Genomic DNA, 1,518 nt, shown 5'->3' with positions numbered 1-1,518 from the left:
ATCATCGTCTGGATCACATTGCGATCCGGGCGTTCCAGAATTTCCTCGCGCAGGTCCTGGAAGACATAAGGCTTTGGTGCCGCCCCTTCCGACCAGGCGATACTCAAGCCCAACCCACCCAGGAACTGCTGCAACTTGCTCAGGCGCTCTTCCTTGGGCGGCTCGTGGTTCCGGTAAAGCGCCGGCACACCGGCTTTTTCCAGCAATTTGGCAGAACAGATGTTGGCGGCCAGCATGGCCTCCTCGATCATGATATGCGCCACATTGCGCTGCACCGGCACGATGGCTTCGATCTTCTTGTTCTCGTCGTAAATAATACGGGTGTCATCGCTGTCGAAGTCGATGGCACCGCGCTCTGCACGACGTCGGCGCAGGGCCAGGAACATTTCGTGGAACGACCAGATCATGTCCAGAGACTCATCGTCCAGGCTGGCCACGGTATCCTGGGCCAGTTCGGACTCCGGCTCTTCGATGATCGCGCCAACCTTGTTGTAGGTCAGGCGGTGCCGCGAGCGCATTACCCCTTCACGGAAAATAAACCGGGTAAGCCGGCCATTGGCGGAAATCTTCATGTCGCAGTAAAGGCACAGGCGGTCCACATGGGGGTTCAGGGAACATAACCCGTTGGACAGCGCCTCCGGCAACATCGGAATCACCCGATTGGGGAAGTACACGGAATTACCGCGATTGGCCGCTTCCTGATCCAGCTCGGAACCGGGATGCACATAATGGCTCACATCCGCGATGGCCACGATCAGGCGCCAGCCACCGCGGGGACGACGCTCTACATAAACCGCATCATCGAAATCCCGGGCGGTTTCATCATCGATGGTAACCAGTGGCAAATCACGCAGATCCACCCGGTGGGCCTTGGCCTTGTGAGGCACCTTGTCACCGAACTTCTCGGCGGCAGCCTCCACCCCTTCCGGCCAGACATGGGGAATCTCGAAGCGACGTAGCGCCACTTCCACTTCCATGCCGGCTTCATCCGGGGTGGCAATAATCTCTTCCAGGCGCACCAACACATGGTGGTCGCGGCTGGGGTACTGGGTAATGGTGGCGCGAACATGGTCGCCGGGGTTTGGCTTGATGCCGTTCTTGTCCTCGATCAGGACTTCTTTGGTAATCCGGCGATTTTCCGGCTCGATAAAGCTGATCCCCGCTTCCTCGGCATAGCGGCCCACCACTTCCGTGGCCACGCGATCGGTAATCTCAACGATCCGGGCTTCTTTCTTGCCAAAGCGGTTATAACCCGCATTGCTGACCAGCACCCGGTCCCCGTCCATGACGTTTTCCATCTGCCGGGGGGCGAGAAACAGATCACCCTGGGCCTTGTCATCGGGAATCAGGAAACCAAAGCCATCTTTATGGCCCTGCACTCGACCGGCGATCAGGTCCATTTTGGACACCACACCCACTTTGCCGTTGCGGTTCTGAACCAGCTGGGCATCACGGAGCATGGCCTTGATACGGCGATCCAGCCCGACTTCACCCTCTTCATCCACTTCCAGCAGCTGT

At 58.6% G+C, this 1,518-nt stretch carries 1 protein-coding gene; it reads right to left on the bottom strand.

Translation table 11 applies throughout. The features are described from left to right. Window positions 1-1,518: ribonuclease R family protein (locus A3754_RS22290; protein ID WP_156497148.1), on the bottom strand; the 1,518-nt coding region annotated here is incomplete at both ends.

It is taken from the genome of Alcanivorax sp. HI0083 (assembly GCF_001635175.1).
The sequence above is the reverse complement of the archived record's forward strand: the minus strand, read 5'-3'. Positions and strand labels throughout refer to the sequence as shown.